Origin of the sequence: Bacillus cereus group sp. BfR-BA-01330 (genome assembly GCF_022663885.1) — a bacterium.
Taxonomy (GTDB): Bacteria; Bacillota; Bacilli; order Bacillales; family Bacillaceae_G; genus Bacillus_A; species Bacillus_A cereus.
This window is the reverse complement of the sequence record NZ_JAKUGK010000004.1, coordinates 96,154-114,475: the sequence shown is the minus strand read 5'-3', so window position 1 is coordinate 114,475 and position 18,322 is coordinate 96,154. Positions and strand designations below refer to the sequence as shown.

The following is an 18,322-nucleotide window of genomic DNA, read 5'->3' as shown; positions in this document are numbered from 1 at the left end:
TATTTATTTGAGTGTATACTTACAAATTTAATAACGTTTTTGCAACCATGAAATAAATTACTAATCCTGTCCCGTCAACAAATGTTGTAATAAATGGACCTGAAACAACTGCAGGATCTAGTTTTAATTTTCTTAGAATCAAAGGTAAAACAGCTGCAACAAGAGAGGCCCAAATAACAATAAATAATAAAGTGATTGCTACAACTTGTGCAACTTCTGTTCCAACTCCTAACATATAAGCGCGAGTGAGCCCAGCTATCCCAAGTGCAAGTCCAAGAAGCATACCAATTGCAAACTCCTTTTTCATTACACGGAAAATGTCTTTAAATTTCACCTCTCCAATACCAATTGCACGAGTAATTGTTGCTACAACCTGTGTTCCTGTATTCCCTCCAGTACCTACTAATAATGGAACAAAGAAAGCAAGGGCAACTACAGTTTCAATTTCGTCTTCAAAATACTTTAATACCGTACCTGTATATGCTTCAGCAACAAAAAGAAGTAATAACCATGGTAGACGTTTTAAGAAAATACTCCAAATGCTAGCTTCAAAGTAAGATTGATTCAATGGTTCACTTCCGCCTAACTTTTGAATATCTTCTGTAGCTTCTGCTTCCATAACATTCATTACGTCATCAAATGTTATAATACCAATCATTTTATTATTTGCTGTTGTGACAGGTATTGCTGCTAAATTATAATTCAGTAGCTTTTTTACAACTTCTTGCTGGTCAACTTCAGCGTGTACTGAAATTACCTCTTGAATCATGATAGTAGATAATATCTCTTCATCTGCTGCTAGTAATAACTCATGTATGGAAACGATTCCCTCAAGATAACCATGACTATCAAGAACATAACTATAAGATATTGATTCTACATTTTTAGAATGTTCCCTAATGTACTTCAATGTCATTTTTACTGACCAATTTCCTCTAACTGCAACAAAATCACTTGTTACAAGACTTCCTGCCGTTTCAGGTTTGAAGGTCATCAATTTTTTCACGTTATGTTTTGTGATTTTATCTAGATACGCCATTAATTTAGCCTGTTTTTCCGGATGAACCGCTAGCAGTAAATCTACTAATTCATCAATCGGTTGTAAATTTAGTAACTTTTTAGCTTTGTTTTCAGATAAGTGAATTAAGATATTATATTTTTCTTCTGCACCCATATATTGAAGAATTTTAGAGCTTTTTAATACAGGAATCGTATTTAGCAATATGACTTGATTTTCAATTGAAAACTGTTTTACTTCTTGTGCAATATCATACGATGGATGACGTAAAACTTTCTCTGCATCCAAGTTATTTTTGGTTACAAGTAATTCCTTTAATAATTTCTTCATGTTAACTCCTCCTCATATTGCTAAGGGAGACTCTAGAGTTTCATGAGTGGTTTTGTTTTATTTTATCTGCCTTAAATTTTTTATTAGAGCAATAATAGTTACATTGCAATAAATTCATTAGTTAGAATTACCTCCTTTTTGAATATAGACCAGATAAAAATAAATAAAATTAAACAGAAAAACCTTTACTCAAAAAGGAGTAAAGGTTTTTTCACAATACAAATAAATGATTATTAAGACCGCCCTACCAAAATCACAGAGGTGCCTTTCTATCAAATCGTATACCACTCCCTCGTTGAGTTTTAGCACTGTATAGCATAGGTTTTTATAACCAGCTACATTAAAAAGGGCCTTAATCCGACCGTTCCTGTTGACCCATTGGCGTCTCTCGACATTTTTGGGCAGCAGCGTTTCTCTATACAGGAGCCTCACCTAACAAAGTTTATTGAATTACTTCAAAATTTAAACCAGAATTTAATATTTGTCAACTGACTTTCAATTCCATTCATAAAAAAATCTTTTATAGAAAATGAAATTATATTTTATTTTAAATTTAAAATTCTCCTTAAAAAACATAGAATTCAAATAGATTTAATTCAAAGAAACGTAATAAAACATATGAAATTTATTGTTTTTAATCAAATTCCAATTTTATAACAAAAGATGAATAATTAGTCATTCTGTATATCAAAAGAACATTCATAAAAAAATCTTCTTTTATGATTAAAATCTTCTTTACTGTTTATCAAATTTATATGGTTAAACTACTTAATCAAACGATACACTACAAGTCAAAAATATGTACTTATACGGAATGATTACATACATTTTTTCAAATCATTTCTCAAAGGACTATAAAGCAATAAAACAAATAAAATTAGCAATATGGTTGCTTGACAAGCAAAAAAAATATATTTATGCTTGCTACACGAAACAAACACATAAAATTTATATTGCTTAACCTGTTAGGTGAGGCTCCTATGCAAACACAGGCTATTGCCCAAAAATGTCGAAAGACGCCAATGGGTAGAACAGGAATTGTCGGATTAAGGCTCTTCTTAAGATAGCTAAGTAATGAATTTTCATTACTTTACGTTGTATAGTGCCAAAGCTCTACTAGGGGGAAAAAAGCCTTATTTAGTCATGCCATTTTGAATCCCTCTAGTTACATACTAGGGGGATTTTTGCGTAAAAAAACAGGGAGTAAGCGATAGAATCTTCCTAAACAAAAGTCATATTTAGTAATTGACGAGAACAAGATTCTATTCATAAGCAAATGTAATATTATGTTTTGTTTTAAATCAGGAGGATATTAAAATGAAAAAAATATTAAAACTCGATTATCTATTGCTCCTTCCTCTATTCATAACATGTACTTTAGGTATTATCATGATGTATAGTGCAAGCTCCATTGTCGCTGTCCAACATTACGGTTATAACAGTAGACATTTTGTTGATTCTCAATTAACAAAGCTACTTTTAGGAACAATAGGGTTAATAGTTTGTGCTTTACTCCCATATGAAATATGGAAAAAACGAATAGTCTCAATCTGTATTATGGTTGGGGGGATTTTTTTATTGATTATGGTTTTATGGAAAGGAAAAGTGGTAAATAATGCCCAATCATGGATCTTTGGAATACAGCCAGCTGAATTTCTTAAATTAGGAACAATACTTGTAACAGCCCGCTTTTTTGCATTAAGACAAAAACAAGCTAAAAATAACTGGAGAGGTATCGGAAAACTTTTATTCTTTTTAGCTACAATTTTTTTTCTTATCTTTAAACAACCAAATTTAGGATCTGCACTTTTAATATTAGGTATAGGTTTTAGCATATTTCTTTGCTCAGGAATAAATATAAATCTACTAATCAAAAGAATTATCATCAGTTCTATTTTGTGGTTACCTATTTTATATTTCTTGATTCAAAATAGTTTGTCAGAAGTTCAAAAGAAACGTATTACTACGATTTTCAATCCATTTCTTGATGCGCAAGGAAATGGATACCAGCTTGTAAATTCTTTTATTGCCATTGGCTCCGGAGGAATCACTGGTCGTGGATTTGGAAATAGCATACAAAAAACAGGTTATCTTCCGGAACCACATACAGATTTTATAATGGCAATAGTTTCTGAAGAACTAGGATTTATTGGTGTATTTATTATATTGGCTGGAGTTTTGACTATAGTACTTCGCTCCTTAAAAATTGCACAATTATGTGTAGATCCATTTGGCAGTTTTATAGCAATTGGTATAGGATGTATGATCGGTATGCAATCTGTTGTAAATTTAGGTGGTATTACAGGACTATTTCCTCTTACAGGTACCCCATTTCCATTTGTAAGTTTTGGTGGAAGTTCTTTAATGGTCAATTTAATAGCAATAGGAATATTAATTAACATTTCAATTTTTAATAAAATTGAGTTTGATAATCATAATATATAATTTTTATATATCAATTTAAAAATTTTAAAATTCGACCTCATTAATTAATCTATATTTAAAAAATTTCTAATTATTTTTTTAACTGTATAAATATTAATATTAATATTTATCTTCGTTTTAATACGAAAAAAGGCAGGCATAAATATATGCTTGCCTTCCGTTCTCAAAATCAATTACACCTAAAACAACGTGAGGTTAACCAAATCTAGATACTGTCTTCTACGCCCTATTTTTTACTTTTCTAAAACAATTTCTGCTATTTCATTAGCACATTTTTTAGAGTCAAATCCATCATAGTTACTTAGTACTACAACAGTCAAATATTCTTTTGGAAACCGCATGAAGTGTGAACGATAACCTGCCCAGCTACCTGAATGTTCCAAGTATCGACAGTTAAAACCTTCTGCAAGCCTTAGCCCAAAAGCATAATCTTCATTGTCAATAATCGTCTCCCCAGTTGGAGAAATTTTCGGACCTATTTCGCTCATTCTTTTAACAAGTTCTTTTCCACCAACAGTGCCTGTAGTTAAATTTTCTCCCCATCTTACAAGATCTTCAACATTTGTATGAACTGCCCCATCACCTGTATGTTCCCAAGGGCTTTCATAGATTTTATATTTTCCTTGCTCATTCTTCGAATACCCACTAATAATTGGTATAGTTGTTGGGTAGCAATCTACAATTGTTGTGTCTCTCATATGTAAAGGATCAAAAATACGCTCCTTTGTAAATTGACGTAGAGACTTGCCACTTACCTTCTCTACCACTTGTGATAATAAAAAATATCCTGTATTGCTATACTCAAATTTTGTGCCAGCTGGGAACCTTGCAATTTGATGATTTTTAAGGTGCTCTAACGATTCTTCCACAGTTAATGTATCTGTAAATTTAATATTTGCTGATACAGCCAATTCCATATAATCAACTAGTCCACCAGTGTGATGAATTAGGTGTCTCAATGTTACAGGTTCAGCATATGCTCCTATAGAAGGAACGAACCTTACAATTGAATCATCTAAACTCAATTTTCCCTCTTGTTCTAAGAGTAATATAGAAAACGCAGTAAATTGTTTAGAAACCGAGGCAATATTAAAAATATTTTTAGTAGTTATAGGTATATTTCCCTCTATAGTAGCTAAGGCAACCGCACCTTTATAAGTTACCACGCTATCAAAACTAGCAATATATGCAAAGCCAGGAGCTTTTGGTGAAAACTTTTTTAATAATTGTTTAATCGATGTATGCGTCTTTTCATTATATGCATTATTCACCTCAATCACATCCCCTTCCCATTAAATGATTAGTATATTATCCTGTTATCTTTTTCAGTTACAAATTAGAAAAAAATCTTGTTCTGAGGGTACTATAAAATTTTAGCTTGATGACGATGGGGTACCGCCAGCATTTCGAAAAAAACCCACGCTAAGCTAAAAACACAATAAGCTGTCCATATGGACAACTTATTTACATAATTTTCGAAAGCTGAAGTTAAAAGTTTTTAATTTCTTGCTCACTTAAAGCACCCGTTAGTTTAAGTGTATTTCTTCACAATCTTATTTTTAAAATTAGAAAAAATTTTTACTCTTTTTTTAAAAATAAAGCCAGTAGTTAATCAACGGGGGTTCAACCTTAATATTTTCTTGATTTAATGATAATAGAAGATGGTCTCCGTTTTTCATTTATTAATTCTGGCATTTTTTCTAATCCTGTTGGAGTTGACTCTGGCTCAATAATTTTCTCTATTACAAGATCGTTGTCTATTAGAGTATTAATTAATGTTGAAATTGTTCTATGATATTTAACAACACCATCTATCCACCAATGTTCCTCCCTTTTTCCTTCTTCTTGGTAATTATCTAATGCCCAATGTAATCTATTTCCATTATTATCCTTAAACCAATTATTCATTTCCTTTCGAGCTGTTACTATTGGATGTTCTGTTGAAAAGATAAATTCACCATCATTTTTTAACAGACCACTTATTTTCTTAATTAGATGTGAGTAATCTTCTATGTAATGTATAACTAAAGAACTTGTTATTAAGTCGAATTTTTGATTTGGCAAATTAAGTTCTTCTATTGGTACACACATATAATCTATTTTTTCATTTTTGTTATACATTTCAGCTTGTTCAATCATATTTCTTGAGATGTCCACTCCCATAACTTTCGAGGCACCATTTTCTACACAGTACATAGAAAAGTGACCAGTTCCACATCCCAAATCTAATACAGACTTATCTGTAAGATTAGCAATTATAGATTTAATTGCTGGCTGTTCAACAAAATCATTAAAGGTAAATCCAGCTTCACGTAATGACTTATACTTTTTAAAGAAAAACGGATTATCATAAATGTTTTGTTTCATTATATACCCCCTATAATACAATCTATATTTTTTATATTCTAGAGGGCATCCGAAAATTCCCATATTGACCAAAATACAATTCAACTAACCTGCCATTTAGTTGAATAAGGAACAGTGTATATCCTATACATGTTAGGTTGATATAACGTCTCATTATAAGTAGCAAGGAAAAAGAGGAACCCTACTCTCTCAAGGAAACCTCCTTTTTTCGTTCTATGGACCTATGCATTTTTTCATACATTTCTATTCTAGCGCGGTTTTAGGTTTATCGTTTGTTTTTGGATCAACAAAAAAACTGTATTAAATCTTGTTTGATCCTAGGGGTCACTATATATGAACACTACGTATTTGACTTTCTCAATGACTAACATTACTTAACGTGGTAAAATAATATTCGGATGGGAATCCAATGTTATTAAAATTAAAGTGGTTATCAAGTCGGAGGAAGGCACTTTAGGGTGTCTTTTCTTTTTAAAATATATAAGCGCACCATCCCTTTTCTAATAGAGGCCCCCTCATGCCTCCTTACAGGGAGAATGATAAGGCATTTTTTATTTACCCAATTACCGAGCACTCATATGTTTTAAATAGTTACAATACTTGTATTGCTTCAATAACATATGATCATTCTTAAGAATGTCATTGAAATGTATCAATAGATTCTAGTGTAGCAAAATAAATTGTGCTATGATGTGAGCAAATATAAAGCTATCTAACGGAGGGATTCACATGCCGCATGTTGTGTTTCGTGGAATTACTACTGAACAATTAAAACACTTAAGTAAGCCATTAGTAGAAGAGCTCGCAGAAATTTGTGAGTGTGGTACGGATAATTTTACGTTGGAACTACCAAGTTCTACGTTTATATTCAATGGAGAAGAAATAGAAGCGTTTCCTCTTATTGAAGTGAAATGGTTCGAGCGTGGACAGGAAATTCGTGATCGATTTGCCAAGGCCATTACTACATATATAATGGATTTGGGACTTCCAGAAGTAGAGGTTGTATTTACGGTTTTCACAGAATCAGCGTATTATATTAACGGGAAGCATTGTGCAAGTTAGAGCTATTTGAAAGATTTTTGTAACATTTATAAGGGGTAGAACCACATCGCTATCAAGCTAACTAGACAAAATACCCCCTAAAAAGAAAAAGGCAGTATTCTTTCTGAGAAATCATAGGAAAGGATAACGCCTTTATATCAATATGGGGTATAACCGAGATACGTGTAAAAACAGGTCATATACTTACATTTATTTACAATTATATTTGAAATCAGCTATTATATTTTCATAAAATTACAGCTTAAATGATATTTAGCTAATTGTCTAAAGAAAATGTATGCATAGCTTTGCTGTCTGTTTTATCAATGTAGTTTTTGGATAATATTTGGTCAAGTTGATACTAATACCCTCAATAAACAAAAGAAAATTAAGATTGTTCCGAGAAAAAGTAATTAAAAAACGCTCTTAATTTATTTAATTGCGTTATCATTCCATAAAAAATCTGATTATTTGTATAAATGGCATTTCATTAAAACGCTCATTTACAGAAGAACATTATTTAAGTGAAGTCCTCTATAAATCAATTACAACACCTTGAAAGTTTATGATACTATCCTGATCACACTTTTTATATTTAATGTTTTAAGGAAAAAAGCTATACTATAAGCGAAACTAAAAATCAGAAGGGAAATACCAGAACGTGGAAAATTATTTGCTATTTATCCTAACAGCACTCCTTATTATAATGATGCCTGGTCCCGGTTTTGCTTTAGTTACAAAAACACTATCTCTCATGGTAGAAATGGTGGGATAAAGACCGTCTTAGGAACGGTATCTGGAATGATGATTCATACAATAATGGCTACACTAGGACTCTCTGCTATCTTAATGAAATTTGCTATGCTATTTACATTAATAAAATATGCTGGGGCATTTTATTTAATTTATTTAGCTGTAAAGTCAATTAAAAGTGCCTTTTCTAAAAAAGAAGATATGTCAGGTTCAGTGGAAGTAAACTCTAAGGATATTGGAACGGTTAAAAGTTTTAGACAAGGATTTACCACGGCAATCTTAAACCCAAAAACGGCTGTATTTTTCCTTAGTTTTCTACCCCAATTTATTGTGAGTAATCAAAGTCATTTCTTCCAATTTCTTTTGTTGGGATTCACATTTACGACTTTGACAGCAATATGGTATTTATTTTATATCTCTCTAATACGTCAATTAAGAACTTTTTTAAGAAAAGAAAAGGTGAACCGTACAATAGAGGGTATTACTGGCACAGTATTATTAGTATTTGGAGTTAGGCTATTTTTCCAAAAGTAAATATGTAATAGAGAGAGTTTAAAACTTTCGGTTTTTCCAATAAATGAATCAATATAAAGAGTATGGCTTTCAAACAGTAAAAAATGAACAAACGGGTATGTTTGTGGAATAAGCTTCAATAAAATAAAAGTTTACATTGGAGTTTTGAATCATTTGTAACTAATTTTGTAATAAATTTCTCAATATAAATATACTTGTTAATTACAGCTCTAATATTCAAAATTAACAAAAAAACAAATTATACTAACAATATGATGGTTATCCTTTTGTTTACTCCTTGTGCTAAAGATAAGATCGTATTTCCGAATCTTATCTTTTTGTTTTTGGATTTTAGATACAAGAAAAGGAATCCTTAATAGCTTAAGGATTCTGTAACAGGAAAGAACAAACATATAATAATAAAAAGAATTACTTATATTATAATTTAAAAATAAGACAAAGATGTTGAGAAAACTTGGAATGGATTGAATATTTACATGTACTTATTTATAATTGATTAAGAGTTGGAGTAGTAATCTGTCATCTGTTCCTTTTTTAAAGAAGATTGATCTCAATCTTCTATTTTTTTGTGTTTTTTCCTCTTCTCTCGAAAAAAGGAAAAAGAATTACTTAAGAATTGTGGAAATTACTTGCTTATAGGCTAGTTGTTGCTTACCATGAACCATCATTAGGACGGCAGATTTATCTGTTGCAAGGATCTGCCCACGTACTGGAACGCCATTCTTTAAAAACACAGTAACTTCCCCTTTTTTCTCTTTCAATTGTTCATACATATCTTCTTGTAAGTTATACATGAAATACGCCCCCTAATTGTATCTACTTTTCTTTTAATACTTGCTGCTGCTCATTGTTGTCTATTTGTATTTCCCATCCATCTTCTATTATATGTAAACTATTTTTCAAATAAAGTCTATTGGTGTCTAGGATCCTATTTTATGGGAAGTGTTTTTATGGGATGGGGAATATATATATGAACATGGTTCAAGTCAAAGAAAAGGCACTCCTAGGAGTGCCTTTTCTTTGACTATTTAAATGTGCGAACGCTTTCAAAACTATTGGATATAAATTGATGTACGCATTGTATTAAATGGTGCATTTATAGATGTCTTTTGGTACTCAAATGTTCCTTGTTGGTGTCCAGAAGCATCCCATTTATAATACCAGCCAACGATCGGTCTTCCACCAATTATAGTGGATCCAATACTTTTTACATTAGATCCATTCATTTTAGCAAATGGGTTTTGGCCATATCCCATTTCTTTCGTGGTAATATATAAGTATTTTCCTCCGTGATTACGTGATGTGCTAAAGCTGTTCTGGTTAATCGTTTCTACTCCGCCCAGTTCAGATTCTACTTGTACGACGTTTAATGAAGTAAGTGGTGCTGCTGGTCCAGCAGAAGCCTCTGTTGCCATTCCTAATCCGACGAACGCTGTGATTGCTAACGATGAAATCCCTAGTGCTGCTTTTTTAAACATAAAAAACATCCCCTTCCATCTATTGTTTTCACTTACATTGCCAATATAATCCTTATAACCTCATATGTAAATAGATCCCAACTGTAGAAATAACAGAAAGAATATTCTGATTCATCAACATTAGAAATTTACTTTCAACAACTTGAATAAAGCATAAAACAATAATTCGAAGAGCTGCACGAGCAACCTCTGGTCATTTACCGCTGATTCTACCAGATGATCCACGAGACTTGTCAGAAAGACAATCTCGGCATCGGAATCATCCCGAAATCCGCATTTGAGCTGGCGAACCACAGTAGTCTGGAAATGGACAGTCCTTCCCTCCAGACCAGGATCGCGGCAATCTGAATCAAGGAACGTTACATGTCCTCATTAACCAGAAAGTGCTTGAAAAGTTTCAGTAGGGAATAATAAAAGTAAGGAATAAATCGGCTGTTCACTCCTTTGAATTATAACCACAGGCTTCCGTGTAGCGTTGAAATAAAGATTGATAGAAAAGTGCTTGAAGCCTTATGTCCCCTTGGTTTAACAAATGATTTTTTGTAAATAATATGTTTGTTAAAAACTTAATTAAGGGGGGCTTTTATGCCACAGGATCGAAAAGCAGAAGTTCAAAACGATACATACGAAAGAAAAGTTATTATGCCAGATAATTCACAATCTCTACCACTTCACATGCAAAAAGAGCTGCCTCACGAATTTTCTGTAAATCCTTTGTTTGCCCGCGAAGGAGAATCCGTCGTTCCACGCTTTCATATGTCTGATGAAGGCATGTTACCAGAAACAGCATATCAAATCGTCCATGATGAAATTACTCTTGATGGCAACGCCCGCCTGAATCTTGCAACTTTTGTTAGTACATGGATGGAGCCTACCGCAGAGCAATTATATGCAAAATCATTCGACAAGAACATGATTGACAAGGACGAATATCCACAGACAGCTGAAATTGAGGAGCGGTGTGTCCGTATCTTAGCCAACCTCTGGCATTCGCCCAGCCCCCTTACGACTATGGGCGTTTCAACAACTGGATCGTCAGAAGCATGTATGCTCGGTGGGCTTGCCTTAAAGCGACGATGGCAAAATGCACGTAAAAGCGAAGGGAAGCCGGTGGATCGTCCCAATATTGTGTTTAGTTCTGCTGTTCAGGTCGTTTGGGAAAAATTCGCGAATTATTGGGAGGTTGAACCACGTTATGTGAAGGTTAGCCCTGAACATCCTCAATTGGATCCTCAGGGGGTCCTCGCAGCCGTGGATGAAAATACGATTGGTGTAGTACCGATTCTCGGTGAAACTTATACCGGTCTTTACGAACCGGTTGCCGCAATTGCGAAAGCGTTGGATGATTTACAGGCGAAGACTGGTCTTGACATTCCCATGCATGTGGATGCAGCTTCGGGAGGATTTATAGCACCATTTCTCCAACCAGATTTAGTCTGGGATTTTGAATTACCAAGGGTGAAGTCCATCAATGTATCCGGACATAAATATGGATTAGTCTATCCTGGATTGGGTTGGATAATTTGGCGGGAAGCTGAAGATCTCCCTGAAAATCTAATCTTCCATGTCTCCTATTTGGGCGGAGACATGCCGACCTTTGCTCTGAATTTTTCTCGTCCTGGCGCACAAGTGCTCCTGCAATATTATAATTATTTACGTTTAGGGAAAAAGGGGTACTATGATGTTCAAAAGGCTTCACAGAAAGTCGCTCTTTTTCTAAGCAAGGCCATTCAGAAGATGGAACCGTTCGAACTTTTGTCTGATGGGTCGGACATTCCGGTTTTCGCTTGGCGACTGAAAGATGGCTACACATCAAACTGGAACCTTTATGATTTATCTCGACAATTGCGTGTATTCGGTTGGCAAGTACCCGCCTATCCATTGCCTCCAGATATGGAAACGGTGACGATTATGCGAGTTGTGGTTCGAAATGGATTTTCCATGGATCTTGCGCATTTATTTTTGAGAAACCTCAAACAGACTGTTGCCTTTCTGGATTCCCTGGATGGGCCTATGCCACATGATACGAAATGTGATAATGGATTTCATCACTAAATAAAAAAGCCTAATTTCTTCACATTAAATTGAGAAGTTAGGCTTTTTTAATATTGGGATTTCCTTAACGTTGTAAATCCACATTTTTATGAAGCTAACCCATATTGGAGCAACTGTATTGATATGCACCCATTTCCAAATAGGCCACTTTGCTTTTGTTGTGGCCCATTTTCTTTGATCTGATTGGAGTGCTAGTGGTCATCATTCACTTGTAATGTTTCTTTCGCCAGCTGCTCATATTCTTCTAAGCCTGAGATAATCGCAAACTCAGCTATCGCAACAGGATATGCCGCATTAAGTTCGATAACGTGTTCTTTCATGGCAGGCCAGTAAATCCCCCCCATTGAAGATTCAACCAGTGTGATATTTTTGGAGATTCAAATGCTCCAATAACAGATGTAAATCATTAGCCAGCGTATCATAGTCATAACCATCCTATGTCTGTGAAGATTTATTGGATCCCCGACGATCATAAGTTATGACTCTGTATCCAGCCTCAACAAGAGCTGGAACTTGACATTCCCATGATCGCCCACTTCACGGCCAAACATGAATTAATACAACTGGCTTCCCTATATCGTAATCTTCATAATATAACCTAATCGATGCTTAATTTTCGATTTATTATCATACCCCCAAAAGTAATTATTGGTAGCCTACCTGTTCTAGATTTAGGAGCTGAAGGTGATAATTTTTGAATTTTATCTGTCCCATAGACAAACTTTCCACTTACTACTATCAATGCAGACTCGATATGCTTGTTTTTTACCTCCAAGACTAGGAGGTTAATAGCAGAAAGTATGGATAAATGTGCATATTGTCTCTTTTTGATGTTACCTTGTGTTTCTTTTTCTGTAAAGAACCGTGTATTTCGTGCTGTATATAGGAAGACCTTGTTCTCAATTCAATCGGTTAAACATAAGATTTAAACGATTTTCACGATAAAACCTCATCATTACCAATATTTTAAAAAATATCCCAAATTCAAGATTATTTGCATGAAAGACGAAATATTAAGTCAATAATGTATTTAAGTTTTAACAAACTAACAATATATTATTTCTCAACATAGGAAGCATAGAATTATAAGAAACAAATTGTTAATATATAGATATCTCAATTGCGTTATTTCTTTTTAAAGAGAGTTTGTGTTTTTACACAAGCTCTTTTTTATTGCATTTCAGATATATTCAACAAGGTGAGTCTTTTCCACTTACAGCAATAGAAAATAAAAATTTGCTTCTAATACAAAAACTCCATACAATTCACAAATAACCTTTGAAACTCAGATATAACAATAAATAGGCATTCCCTATCCTGACTGGTAAAACTAAATTATAGAACTATTTCTCTGTAGCAAAATAAAGTAGAGCTATAGTCGGAAAAGCGATTCCTATCCATAATGTTAGATTCCATCCACCTAAGGCATATGCCCATCCTCCAATAAAGGATCCCACAGCACCTCCCAAAAAGAAAATAGCCATAAATAGCCCGTTTAATCGACTACGGATTTCTGGACTCAACGAGAAAATTAAACGTTGGCTAAGCACAAGGTTTGCAGATACTCCCATGTCCAACAGAATTGCAGCAATTACTAAAACAGCTATTCCAAAGGGCGAGCTACTTTGAATAAAAAGTGGAAGTAATAAAGAAATAATAACTACGGTGAGAGCTATCCCAGTGGCGGATCGTGTCCAGCCAAGATCGGCTAGTCGACCACCTATTGGAGCAGCTATCGCGCCTGTAATTCCCACAAGTGCATACAATGCTATGGCAGTTTGAGAAAAATGAAAAGCCGGACTAGATAATAATAATGGAACAGTGGTCCAGAATAAGCTGAAAGCCCCAAATACACAAGCATGATAAATGGCGCGACGACGTAAAATGGGAGTAGTTCGTAGCAGTTGCCACATTGAATTAAGTAAGACGATATAATTTGTTTTTGCTGTTGGTTTTCTTGTAGGGAGTACTTTCGATAAAACAAACGCCAGGACAATAATTACAGTAGCAGATAAAGCAAATATTGCACTCCATCCCCAAATATCGGCTACTAGACTAGATATCGGTCGCGCAAGCATAATACCTAGTAACAGACCACTCATGACATTGCCAACTACGCGACCGCGTGCATTTTCCGATGAAAGATATGATACAAGAGGTACGAGCACTTGCGCTGCGACCGACCCCAGTCCGATAAAGAATGAAGCAATTAACAACAAAGTTGCGCTTTTTACAAAAACCATGGAAATGAGTGCAAATGCACTTAAAAATAACAAAATAAGTATCAATTTTTTATTCTCAACAATATCTCCCAAAGGTACAAGAAATAGTAAGCCAACAACATATCCAATTTGAGTTAGCGTTACAATTAATCCAGCGCTACTATTAGAAAGCCCAATTACATTACTAATTACCCCAATTAAAGGCTGTGCATAATAAAGATTAGCCACAATAATACCACATGAAGTTGCTAATAGAATGATTAAACCTGATGAAATATCCTTATCAATTGCTTTATTTTTAAAATTAGACATAACTACTTCCTCCCATACTTTTATTTCAAAATTACTAAATCGCCTTGGCAAGAACTACTGCGATACCATTTTTTATTGTAATAAATTAAGTTTGAACTACATTCTGCTTTTAAAAAATCCAATTTCACCTCTTGTTTATCCCCCTTTTCTAAATGTTTTTTAGCAATTTAATTTTTGAATTTTGGAACCTAAATGTAGCCATACCATTACAAGATGTTAGTTAATTAATAAACTGTACGTTCAGTTTATTAATTAACTAAAAATATATACTAAACGTTCAGTTTTGTATATAGGCTATTTTGTTTTTTATTCATATTAAGTATACTAAACGTATAGTTTATGTTTTTGAAAGGAATGATTAATGTGCAAGGTAAAAGAGGTCGACCACGTAATATCGAAACCCAAAAGGCCATCCTTTCTGCGTCCTATGAGTTATTATTGGAAAGTGGCTTTAAAGCAGTCACAGTCGATAAAATTGCAGACCGAGCTAAAGTCAGCAAAGCTACGATTTATAAATGGTGGCCAAATAAGGCTGCTGTGGTAATGGATGGTTTTCTTTCTGCTGCTGCTGCCAGATTGCCTGTACCTGACACAGGTTCAGCGTTGAATGATATTTTAATTCATGCTACAAGTTTAGCCAGTTTTTTGATAAGTCGAGAAGGAACTATTATCAATGAGTTAGTTGGCGAAGGGCAATTTGATTCGAAACTAGCAGAGGAATATCGTGCTCGATATTTCCAGCCACGTCGACTGCAAGCAAAGCAACTTCTGGAGAAGGGAATTAACAGAGGCGAATTAAAAGAAAACCTCGATGTTGAATTAAGCATCGATCTCATTTACGGACCAATTTTTTATCGCTTGCTAGTAACCGGTGAAAAGTTGGATGAATCCTATGTACATGACTTGGTTATAAACGCATTCGAAGGGATACGTTTGAAGTAATTAACATATAAACAAAGATTTAGATTTCCACTGTTTCCTATACTGATGTAACTCGCATTAACTTGATAAATAAAGTATCTAATTTTTTAAAACTGATGTTTATGGGATTGTCCCCCGTATACATCAGTTTTAAAACAGACTTAATCTACAAGCTAATCACGCTTCCTTTTTGATTTTTGGAAGGTTGTAATATTTATGAGTTATTGATTTTTCATTTAAAAACAGATTAAAACCACATAAGAACCCTGAATTTGTATTTTATACAGTTTACCTATTCTAATTAGTTTGCATCAAATAAATCAATGGTTTTAATTTGTCTACAATCGTAGGTATGATAATAATATGCGCCAGACTCCATGCACATAGTTCTTGTATAGATGGTATTGTCTAATATACCTTCTTCCGTGATTACTCCACCCTTAGGAACTTCGCCATTTGATAAGCTATGAAAAACAGCTGATATTCCCTCTTCTTTTAAATCGTGACATATTTAAGATATTGATGTCATTGGATCAAAGTAATAATTACTTAAAAAATTAATAAATAAAAACCCTCCACAACAAGGAGGGCTTAGTATTCTATATAAGTAAATCTTTAAATGGTAAACTTAATATTTTATTGTATTGGTCCTAATAATCCCATAATTTCTTCAGCTTTTTGGTTTTCGATGCTATAGTAAATTTCTAACCCCTGACGATTTCCTCTTAGAACCTTCCCTCTCATTTTAGATAAGTGTTGGGAAACTGTTGATTGTGGAATGTTTAAAATTTCGGTCATTTGGGTTACATTTAGTGTTTTATGTTTAGAAAGCTCATTGATCATTTTTAAACGCATTGGGTGTGCCATAAGTTTTAAAAGCTCTACATCCTCTTCTAAAATCGTGTTCTCTACATGCTGATTCGCAAATCTTGTCATAGTATACGCTCTCCCTTATTTGTTTTCTTCTAATGTAGTGTAACTTCCATATTACATAATATTAGTATGTTCGAATGTTTATTGTTGAAAAATGATACTTAAAGTATACAACTGTAGTTTGTGCTAGTAGTGGAGTTAATGTGTGGTTTGTATGAAGTTTTCATTTACTATTAATCTAGTCTGTTTAAGCTAGTATAAAAGTTATGCATATAATTAAAAAGACAAACTCTCCAAGATGAGGAGTTTGTCCAAAACCATGATCTCTTTAGTTCAACAATATAGAGTTCAGTTCCGATAAGAATTTTTATTTTTTTCATATCCCATGTTTTTTGCATCAGTACTAACAACAGTGGATTAGAATAATGACTGAATACTTGCTAAGACAGTAAGGATACCTATAATAATGACAAAAACATTGCTCGCTTTCCCTTTGTATTTAGCAAGTACTGGTACTTTATGGATCGCATACATTGGTAATATACATAAGATAGCAGCGACTAGCGGACCGCTAAGGGCATCAATGATTCCAAGAATACTTGGATTTGTATAAGCAACATACCAGCATGTTAATACGACAAAAGTAAGAATCATTGTCTTAACTGTTTTTTCTCCTATATCTTTCCCACGTTTTTTACTGGACTTGATAATCATGTCACGCATTACCTCATACGCTCCTATATAATGACCAAGGAAAGACTTTGTAATAGCCACAAATGCAATGATAGGAGCTGCAATAGTGATTACTGGCGAATTAAGCTCATTAGCAAGATATGATAGGATTGACAAGTTCTGTTCTTTTGCCACCTTAAGATCATTTGGAGTCAAACTTAAGGTACTGCTCCAAACAAAGAACATAACAACTGCGAATGTCATAATATAACAAACTTTTTGTATTTGAGCACATTTAGCATCAGTAGCATCTATTCCATACGTAGCTCTCTGTTTCATAACAAATGACGAAATCATAGGCGAATGATTAAACGAGAATACTATGATTGGAAGTATCATCCATATCGTTCCTAAATATCCTGTTCCTGTTGAAGCAGTAGAAACACTTGAAAAACTAAGCATTGACGTATTCCACTGTGGAATCAAAGATATTGCGATAAAAAGTAGAGAAGCTATAAAAGGATACACTAGCATGCTCATGATCTTTACAGTTATATCTTGACCAAAATTTAGTATAGCGATAAGACCGAGTACTAAAACAAGCGATAAAATGGACCTTGGAGGCTCCGACATGTGCAATTGATGCACGATAAAGCTACTAGCGGTATTTGTAAGTGCGACCGAGTACATCAGCACGATCGTATAAATGGAGACAAAATATACAATATTAAAAATGATACTTGCCTTATTTCCAAAATACTCTCTTATTGTACCTGTAATCCCCTCATCGGCAGAGTTCGAAGCGTAAATCATTTTAGCAAGCGCCCTATGTGAATAATACATAACAGGATATGCAAGTAATGTAATTAGTAGTAAAGATAATAAACCACCTGAACCTGCATTAATCGGTAAAAAGAGTACTCCTGCTCCAATTGCTGTTCCAAAAAGGCTCAATGCCCAGGTAGTATCCTGTTTATGCCACTTTTTAGGGTCTAGATATTTCTCATTTTTTACTGCAGTGTTATCAGCTTGAAATTCTATGTTTTTTGCAGTATTCCCATCCATATAATAATTCCTCCTTGTGTCCTATTCTTAATTCTCTTTTTAAGATATAGGAATATAGACCGTTCTTGAAAAATGAATAGCTTATATAGTGCCCCACAACGAATATCCCCCTTCTAGGTTAATAAAAATCAAAAAATTAGCGAAGCATCAACCTGAAGGGTTTGTTACCACTTATACAATATTTTAATTATATAGTAGTATATTTTATTGATAACTCCCCCAATATACAGACATCC

General features: G+C 33.8%; 12 protein-coding genes, 4 pseudogenes and 2 riboswitches. Of the genes and pseudogenes, 5 read left to right on the top strand and 11 right to left on the bottom strand.

Annotated features, from left to right (window positions below):
• Positions 1 to 19 precede the first annotated feature (19 nt).
• Positions 20 to 1,348, bottom strand: a complete 1,329-nt coding sequence (gene mgtE, locus MR112_RS12560; RefSeq protein WP_048538641.1) for a magnesium transporter — start codon at positions 1,346 to 1,348, stop codon at positions 20 to 22.
• 281 nt (positions 1,349 to 1,629) lie between these two features.
• Positions 1,630 to 1,795, bottom strand: a riboswitch (M-box (ykoK) riboswitch).
• A 507-nt stretch (positions 1,796 to 2,302) separates the two neighbouring features.
• A riboswitch (M-box (ykoK) riboswitch) is annotated at positions 2,303 to 2,479 on the top strand.
• 186 nt (positions 2,480 to 2,665) lie between these two features.
• Between mgtE and MR112_RS12555 the strand changes: the two genes are divergently transcribed.
• On the top strand, positions 2,666 to 3,793 hold the full coding sequence (locus MR112_RS12555) for an FtsW/RodA/SpoVE family cell cycle protein (protein WP_074553482.1): 1,128 nt from the start codon (positions 2,666 to 2,668) through the stop codon (positions 3,791 to 3,793).
• Between the two features lie 233 nt (positions 3,794 to 4,026).
• Here the strand turns inward: MR112_RS12555 and MR112_RS12550 are convergent, their stop codons facing one another.
• Together MR112_RS12550 and MR112_RS12545 are read right to left on the bottom strand one after the other, a co-directional pair.
• On the bottom strand, positions 4,027 to 5,064 hold the full coding sequence (locus MR112_RS12550) for a serine hydrolase domain-containing protein (RefSeq protein ID WP_078187430.1): 1,038 nt from the start codon (positions 5,062 to 5,064) through the stop codon (positions 4,027 to 4,029).
• A 358-nt stretch (positions 5,065 to 5,422) separates the two neighbouring features.
• Complete coding sequence (locus tag MR112_RS12545) at positions 5,423 to 6,160, bottom strand: class I SAM-dependent methyltransferase (RefSeq protein WP_074553486.1); 738 nt, start codon at positions 6,158 to 6,160, stop codon at positions 5,423 to 5,425.
• A gap of 729 nt (positions 6,161 to 6,889) precedes the next feature.
• Here MR112_RS12545 and MR112_RS12540 point away from each other — a divergent pair.
• Complete coding sequence (locus MR112_RS12540) at positions 6,890 to 7,222, top strand: DUF1904 family protein (RefSeq protein WP_001120963.1); 333 nt, start codon at positions 6,890 to 6,892, stop codon at positions 7,220 to 7,222.
• Between the two features lie 640 nt (positions 7,223 to 7,862).
• Positions 7,863 to 8,488: pseudogene (locus MR112_RS12535) on the top strand (LysE family translocator).
• A gap of 605 nt (positions 8,489 to 9,093) precedes the next feature.
• Here MR112_RS12535 and hfq read toward each other — a convergent pair.
• Both hfq and MR112_RS12525 read right to left on the bottom strand, forming a co-directional pair.
• Complete coding sequence (gene hfq / locus MR112_RS12530; RefSeq protein WP_078187432.1) at positions 9,094 to 9,282, bottom strand: RNA chaperone Hfq; 189 nt, start codon at positions 9,280 to 9,282, stop codon at positions 9,094 to 9,096.
• Between the two features lie 258 nt (positions 9,283 to 9,540).
• The gene (locus MR112_RS12525; RefSeq protein ID WP_000472918.1) at positions 9,541 to 9,966 is read right to left on the bottom strand and encodes a DUF4879 domain-containing protein; all 426 of its coding nucleotides are present in this window, start codon (positions 9,964 to 9,966) and stop codon (positions 9,541 to 9,543) included.
• A 585-nt stretch (positions 9,967 to 10,551) separates the two neighbouring features.
• Here MR112_RS12525 and MR112_RS12520 point away from each other — a divergent pair.
• A complete protein-coding gene (locus MR112_RS12520; RefSeq protein WP_078404520.1) occupies positions 10,552 to 12,021 on the top strand; it encodes a glutamate decarboxylase in 1,470 nt (489 codons plus the stop codon).
• Between the two features lie 191 nt (positions 12,022 to 12,212).
• On the opposite strand, the pseudogene MR112_RS12515 reads toward MR112_RS12520, so the two are convergent.
• From MR112_RS12515 to MR112_RS12505, 3 genes and pseudogenes are all read right to left on the bottom strand, one after another.
• Positions 12,213 to 12,362 (bottom strand): annotated as a pseudogene (locus tag MR112_RS12515) (macrolide 2'-phosphotransferase); the annotation flags it as partial.
• Positions 12,357 to 12,624, bottom strand: a pseudogene (locus tag MR112_RS12510) (alpha/beta fold hydrolase); the annotation flags it as partial. The pseudogenes MR112_RS12510 and MR112_RS12515, both read right to left, overlap by 6 nt.
• A 740-nt stretch (positions 12,625 to 13,364) precedes the next feature.
• Entirely contained in the window at positions 13,365 to 14,555 is a 1,191-nt protein-coding gene (locus MR112_RS12505; protein ID WP_074553494.1) for an MFS transporter, read from the bottom strand.
• Positions 14,556 to 14,909: 354 nt separating this feature from the next.
• Here MR112_RS12505 and MR112_RS12500 point away from each other — a divergent pair, with 354 nt between their 5' ends.
• Positions 14,910 to 15,497, top strand: coding sequence for a TetR/AcrR family transcriptional regulator (locus MR112_RS12500; protein ID WP_100249670.1), 588 nt, complete (start codon positions 14,910 to 14,912; stop codon positions 15,495 to 15,497).
• A 283-nt stretch (positions 15,498 to 15,780) separates the two neighbouring features.
• Here the strand turns inward: MR112_RS12500 and MR112_RS12495 are convergent.
• The 3 genes and pseudogenes from MR112_RS12495 to MR112_RS12485 form a co-directional block, all read right to left on the bottom strand.
• Positions 15,781 to 15,978 (bottom strand): annotated as a pseudogene (locus tag MR112_RS12495) (linear amide C-N hydrolase); the annotation flags it as partial.
• A 134-nt stretch (positions 15,979 to 16,112) separates the two neighbouring features.
• Positions 16,113 to 16,412, bottom strand: coding sequence for a transcriptional repressor PagR (gene pagR, locus MR112_RS12490; protein ID WP_074553496.1), 300 nt, complete (start codon positions 16,410 to 16,412; stop codon positions 16,113 to 16,115).
• 354 nt (positions 16,413 to 16,766) lie between these two features.
• Positions 16,767 to 18,086 carry an aromatic amino acid transport family protein gene (locus tag MR112_RS12485; protein ID WP_074553499.1) on the bottom strand — a complete coding sequence of 440 codons (1,320 nt, stop codon included), beginning with the start codon at positions 18,084 to 18,086 and terminating at the stop codon, positions 16,767 to 16,769.
• Between the last annotated feature and the right edge of the window lie 236 nt (positions 18,087 to 18,322).

Excerpts from the sequence above, each read along its gene's own strand:
- MR112_RS12505 (WP_074553494.1), bottom strand. The coding sequence starts at position 14,555 with ATGTCTAATTTTAAAAATAAAGCAATTGATAAGGATATTTCATCAGGT.
- MR112_RS12500 (WP_100249670.1), top strand. The coding sequence starts at position 14,910 with ATGATTAATGTGCAAGGTAAAAGAGGTCGACCACGTAATATCGAAACC.
- MR112_RS12485 (WP_074553499.1), bottom strand. The coding sequence starts at position 18,086 with ATGGATGGGAATACTGCAAAAAACATAGAATTTCAAGCTGATAACACT.
- MR112_RS12520 (WP_078404520.1), top strand. The coding sequence starts at position 10,552 with ATGCCACAGGATCGAAAAGCAGAAGTTCAAAACGATACATACGAAAGA.
- pagR (WP_074553496.1), bottom strand. The coding sequence starts at position 16,412 with ATGACAAGATTTGCGAATCAGCATGTAGAGAACACGATTTTAGAAGAG.
- MR112_RS12545 (WP_074553486.1), bottom strand. The coding sequence starts at position 6,160 with ATGAAACAAAACATTTATGATAATCCGTTTTTCTTTAAAAAGTATAAG.
- mgtE (WP_048538641.1), bottom strand. The coding sequence starts at position 1,348 with ATGAAGAAATTATTAAAGGAATTACTTGTAACCAAAAATAACTTGGAT.
- MR112_RS12555 (WP_074553482.1), top strand. The coding sequence starts at position 2,666 with ATGAAAAAAATATTAAAACTCGATTATCTATTGCTCCTTCCTCTATTC.
- MR112_RS12525 (WP_000472918.1), bottom strand. The coding sequence starts at position 9,966 with ATGTTTAAAAAAGCAGCACTAGGGATTTCATCGTTAGCAATCACAGCG.
- MR112_RS12540 (WP_001120963.1), top strand. The coding sequence starts at position 6,890 with ATGCCGCATGTTGTGTTTCGTGGAATTACTACTGAACAATTAAAACAC.
- hfq (WP_078187432.1), bottom strand. The coding sequence starts at position 9,282 with ATGTATAACTTACAAGAAGATATGTATGAACAATTGAAAGAGAAAAAA.